The organism is Novosphingobium sediminis (assembly GCF_007991615.1).
Taxonomy (GTDB): domain Bacteria; phylum Pseudomonadota; class Alphaproteobacteria; order Sphingomonadales; family Sphingomonadaceae; genus Novosphingobium; species Novosphingobium sediminis.
Genome location: NZ_BJYR01000049.1, coordinates 1 through 5,689 on the forward strand (window position 1 = coordinate 1; position 5,689 = coordinate 5,689).

The following is a 5,689-nucleotide window of genomic DNA, read 5'->3' on the forward strand; positions in this document are numbered from 1 at the left end:
CCGGTCGTCAACATAGTCGGACGCCAAGTCCCCCGGTGGAGAAATCGGGGAACGCTGGTTGTCCGCCAAATGTGTCTGGCGGTTCTTTGACATTGTTAGTTTAGATGAAGGGACATGTGGGCGACGGCGCCCGGTTCTGAGGGTCTTTGGGCCTCGGAAACCGGTAACCAAGTCGATGCCAATACATGTCCTAACGTAACCATACGTTTGACAAGTGCAGGTATCGGCTCCCGAAGTTCGATGTCTTGCGGTCAGCGGGCTTAGGCTCGTGCTGCAAGGTGTTGTGACAAAACTTGAGAGTTTGATCCTGGCTCAGAACGAACGCTGGCGGCATGCCTAACACATGCAAGTCGAACGAGACCTTCGGGTCTAGTGGCGCACGGGTGCGTAACGCGTGGGAATCTGCCCTTTGCTTCGGAATAACAGTTAGAAATGACTGCTAATACCGGATGATGTCTTCGGACCAAAGATTTATCGGCAAAGGATGAGCCCGCGTAGGATTAGGTAGTTGGTGGGGTAAAGGCCTACCAAGCCGACGATCCTTAGCTGGTCTGAGAGGATGATCAGCCACACTGGGACTGAGACACGGCCCAGACTCCTACGGGAGGCAGCAGTGGGGAATATTGGACAATGGGCGAAAGCCTGATCCAGCAATGCCGCGTGAGTGATGAAGGCCTTCGGGTCGTAAAGCTCTTTTACCAGGGATGATAATGACAGTACCTGGAGAATAAGCTCCGGCTAACTCCGTGCCAGCAGCCGCGGTAATACGGAGGGAGCTAGCGTTGTTCGGAATTACTGGGCGTAAAGAGTACGTAGGCGGTTATTCAAGTCAGAGGTGAAAGCCCGGGGCTCAACCCCGGAACTGCCTTTGAAACTAGATAACTAGAGTCTTGGAGAGGTTAGTGGAATTCCGAGTGTAGAGGTGAAATTCGTAGATATTCGGAAGAACACCAGTGGCGAAGGCGACTAACTGGACAAGTACTGACGCTGAGGTACGAAAGCGTGGGGAGCAAACAGGATTAGATACCCTGGTAGTCCACGCCGTAAACGATGATAACTAGTTGTTCGGTCACTTGGTGACTGAGTGACGCAGCTAACGCATTAAGTTATCCGCCTGGGGAGTACGGTCGCAAGATTAAAACTCAAAGGAATTGACGGGGGCCTGCACAAGCGGTGGAGCATGTGGTTTAATTCGAAGCAACGCGCAGAACCTTACCAGCGTTTGACATCCCGCGCTACTTCCAGAGATGGAAGGTTCCCTTCGGGGACGCGGTGACAGGTGCTGCATGGCTGTCGTCAGCTCGTGTCGTGAGATGTTGGGTTAAGTCCCGCAACGAGCGCAACCCTCGTCCTTAGTTGCCATCATTAAGTTGGGCACTCTAAGGAAACCGCCGGTGATAAGCCGGAGGAAGGTGGGGATGACGTCAAGTCCTCATGGCCCTTACACGCTGGGCTACACACGTGCTACAATGGCGGTGACAGTGGGCAGCAAACTCGCGAGGGTGAGCTAATCTCCAAAAGCCGTCTCAGTTCGGATTGTTCTCTGCAACTCGAGAGCATGAAGGCGGAATCGCTAGTAATCGCGGATCAGCATGCCGCGGTGAATACGTTCCCAGGCCTTGTACACACCGCCCGTCACACCATGGGAGTTGGTTTCACCCGAAGGCAGTGCGCTAACCGCAAGGAGGCAGCTGACCACGGTGGGATCAGCGACTGGGGTGAAGTCGTAACAAGGTAGCCGTAGGGGAACCTGCGGCTGGATCACCTCCTTTCTAAGGATCGATCGGAAAGCGCCGAACCTAGCGTTCGGAAGGGCTTCCAATCTTTTCAAAGAACATGCCGTCGTCCTCATGTCCCTTCATCACTGGAGATTAACGCAGCGTCTGGCTGCGTTATGAGCCTGAGCTGGCTATCAGCCGCCCGCGGCGCGCCCTAGGGGTGTTTGCCAGCTTTGGTGCGGTATGGGCCGGTAGCTCAGGTGGTTAGAGCGCACGCCTGATAAGCGTGAGGTCGCAAGTTCAACTCTTGCTCGGCCCACCATATCCGCATTTATGGCGACATGGTTAGGGGGCCTTAGCTCAGCTGGGAGAGCACCTGCTTTGCAAGCAGGGGGTCATCGGTTCGATCCCGATAGGCTCCACCATGCCTGAGACTGCTGCCGAACTGGCTGCTGCCTCGAACGAACTCCAGAGATGAAGACACGATATCCGGTCTCAGGACCGGTCAGCGGGGATCTGCCCTGCGCTTCTTTGACATTGTGAATGGGTTTTTAATCGATGCCGTGGTGCATTGGTGTGTGGTTCAAGGACCGCATGCGAATGCGTCACTTACAGATGTTGAATCTGGCTGAGATTATTCGTCCACGCCTAGAAACGGCGACAGTATATGCAAGGCTGTCGTTGATGGTGTGGATTCTCAAGCGTGAGGTAAGAGCATTTGGTGGATGCCTTGGCATGTACAGGCGATGAAGGACGTGGCACGCTGCGATAAGCGTCGGGGAGTTGTGAGCAAACTTTGATCCGGCGATTTCCGAATGGGGAAACCCACCTTCACCATTTCTTCCATGTTCCGAGCGATCGGGATGCGGGAGAGGTGGAATAGGTATCACCGAGTTGAATAAAATAGACTTGGTGAAGCGAACCCGGGGAACTGAAACATCTCAGTACCTGGAGGAAAAGACATCAACCGAGATTCCGTTAGTAGTGGCGAGCGAACGCGGACCAGGCCAGTGCCTCATCTTCAACTAGCAGAACACTTTGGAAAGAGTGGCCATAGCGGGTGACAGCCCCGTATGTGAAAGTGATGGATGAGGACTCGAGTAGGGCGGGACACGTGTAATCCTGTCTGAACATGGGGGGACCACCCTCCAAGCCTAAATACTCGTACATGACCGATAGTGAACCAGTACCGTGAGGGAAAGGTGAAAAGCACCCCGATGAGGGGAGTGAAACAGTACCTGAAACCGAATGCTTACAAGCAGTAGGAGCCTCTTTAGGGGGTGACTGCGTACCTCTTGCATAATGGGTCAGTGACTTAGTTTATCATGCGAGCTTAAGCCGGTAGGTGTAGGCGCAGCGAAAGCGAGTCTGAATAGGGCGACAGAGTATGATGAATTAGACCCGAAACCCGGTGATCTAGGCATGACCAGGCTGAAGGTGCGGTAACACGCACTGGAGGGCCGAACCGTTGAATGTTGAAAAATTCTCGGATGAGTTGTGTTTAGGGGTGAAAGGCCAATCAAACCGGGAAATAGCTGGTTCTCCGCGAAATCTATTGAGGTAGAGCGTCGGATGTATGCCGATGGGGGTAGAGCACTGGATGGGCTAGGGGGTCGCGAGATCTACCAAACCTAACCAAACTCCGAATACCATCGAGTCTTATCCGGCAGACAGACGGCGGGTGCTAAGGTCCGTCGTCAAAAGGGAAACAGCCCTAACCTACAGCTAAGGTCCCCAAGTCATCACTAAGTGGGAAAGCATGTGGGATTTCCAAAACAACCAGGAGGTTGGCTTAGAAGCAGCCATCCTTTAAAGAAAGCGTAACAGCTCACTGGTCTAAATAAGAGATCCTGCGGCGAAGATGTATCGGGGCTAAAGTGATGCACCGAAGCTTAGGGTTCAGTCTTTTGACTGAGCGGTAGCGGAGCGTTCCGTAGGCTGATGAAGCGATCTGGTAATGGGTCGTGGAGGTATCGGAAGTGCGAATGCTGACATGAGTAGCGATAAAGAGGGTGAGATGCCCTCTCGCCGAAAGACCAAGGGTTCCTGCTTAAAGCTAATCTGAGCAGGGTGAGCCGGCCCCTAAGACGAGCCCGAAGGGGGTAGTCGATGGGAACCACGTTAATATTCGTGGGCCTGGTGGTGTGTGACGGATCATGTGTATTGTCACTCCTTAACGGATTGGAGTGGCTTTGAAATGGTTCCAGGAAATAGCCCCACCGTATAGACCGTACCCGAAACCGACACAGGTGGTCTGGTAGAGTATACCAAGGCGCTTGAGAGAAGTATCCTGAAGGAACTCGGCAAATTGCCTCCGTACCTTCGGAAGAAGGAGGCCCCACATATGCGCAAGCACTTGTGGGGGGCACAGGCCAGGGGGTAGCGACTGTTTAGCAAAAACACAGGACTCTGCTAAGTCGGCTTCAAGACGACGTATAGGGTCTGACGCCTGCCCGGTGCCGGAAGGTTAAGAGGAGGAGTGCAAGCTCCGAATTGAAGCCCCGGTAAACGGCGGCCGTAACTATAACGGTCCTAAGGTAGCGAAATTCCTTGTCGGGTAAGTTCCGACCTGCACGAATGGCGTAACGACTTCCCCACTGTCTCCAGGATATGCTCAGCGAAATTGAATTCTCCGTGAAGATGCGGAGTACCCGCGGTTAGACGGAAAGACCCCGTGCACCTTTACTGCAGCTTCAGAGTGGCATTAGGAAAGAATTGTGTAGCATAGGTGGGAGGCTTTGAAGCACCGGCGCCAGCTGGTGTGGAGCCATAGGTGAAATACCACCCTGTTGTTTTCTGATGTCTAACCCAGAACCGTTATCCGGTTCGGGGACCCTCTGTGGCGGGTAGTTTGACTGGGGCGGTCGCCTCCTAAAGAGTAACGGAGGCGCGCGATGGTAGGCTCAGGACGGTTGGAAACCGTCTGTTAGAGTGCAATGGCATAAGCCTGCCTGACTGCGAGACTGACGAGTCGAGCAGAGACGAAAGTCGGTCATAGTGATCCGGTGGTCCCTCGTGGAAGGGCCATCGCTCAACGGATAAAAGGTACGCCGGGGATAACAGGCTGATGATTCCCAAGAGCTCATATCGACGGAATCGTTTGGCACCTCGATGTCGGCTCATCACATCCTGGGGCTGGAGCAGGTCCCAAGGGTTTGGCTGTTCGCCAATTAAAGTGGTACGTGAGCTGGGTTCAGAACGTCGCGAGACAGTTTGGTCCCTATCTGCCGTGGGCGTCGATACTTGAGAGGAGTTGCCCCTAGTACGAGAGGACCGGGGTGAACATGCCTCTGGTGTACCTGTCATTCCGCCAGGAGTGCAGCAGGGTAGCTATGCATGGACGGGATAACCGCTGAAAGCATCTAAGCGGGAAGCCTCCCTCAAGATTAGGTATCATCGAGTCGTGGTAGACCACCACGTTGATAGGCTGGGTGTGGAAGTGCGGTAACGCATGAAGCTAACCAGTCCTAATAACTCTGTTCATGCTTGAGAATTCCACCATCAATGACAGCTTTGCTGATCACTTGACGGGCGAATTGCTCAGTCAGAACAACGCCAAATATGCATCGATTAAAAAACCCGATATGCGCCTGCTTCATTGCTTGGTGACCATAGCGTCTGTGCCCCACCCGATCCCATCTCGAACTCGGCCGTGAAACCGGACTGCGCCAATGGTACTAACGCTCAAGCGTTGGAAGAGTAGGTCGTCGCCAGGCATTGAAGCCGGCGCATATCGAGGTAAAACCCATTCACATGTCAAAACAGCCGCTGCCGGGCGTCCCCGAGCGGCGGCTTTTTTGTCTCTGGTCCAAACACCAGAAATACAGTGTCGCGGGGTGGAGCAGTCCGGTAGCTCGTCAGGCTCATAACCTGAAGGTCGCAGGTTCAAATCCTGCCCCCGCAACCAATCACCAATAGCACCCAAACAACAACACACCGCCCCGAACAAACGTTCCGGGCGGATCTTTGTG

The 5,689-nt window shown here is 53.9% G+C and carries 3 tRNA genes and 3 rRNA genes; all 6 read left to right on the forward strand.

The window, feature by feature from the left end:
- Positions 1–289: 289 nt before the first annotated feature.
- The 6 genes from NSE01_RS20980 to NSE01_RS21005 all read left to right on the forward strand — a co-directional run bounded on the left by NSE01_RS20980 (position 290) and on the right by NSE01_RS21005 (position 5,625).
- Positions 290–1,772: ribosomal RNA gene (locus NSE01_RS20980) — 16S ribosomal RNA — on the forward strand.
- Positions 1,773–1,963: 191 nt separating this feature from the next.
- Positions 1,964–2,040, forward strand: a tRNA-Ile gene (locus tag NSE01_RS20985).
- 27 nt (positions 2,041–2,067) lie between these two features.
- Positions 2,068–2,143, forward strand: a tRNA-Ala gene (locus NSE01_RS20990).
- A gap of 273 nt (positions 2,144–2,416) precedes the next feature.
- Positions 2,417–5,209 (forward strand): 23S ribosomal RNA (locus NSE01_RS20995).
- A 110-nt stretch (positions 5,210–5,319) separates the two neighbouring features.
- Positions 5,320–5,434, forward strand: a 5S ribosomal RNA gene (gene rrf, locus NSE01_RS21000).
- The 16S, 23S and 5S rRNA genes sit together here with 3 tRNA genes alongside, the layout of an rRNA operon.
- Positions 5,435–5,548: 114 nt before the next feature.
- A tRNA-Met gene (locus tag NSE01_RS21005) sits at positions 5,549–5,625 on the forward strand.
- The last annotated feature ends 64 nt before the right edge of the window (positions 5,626–5,689 follow it).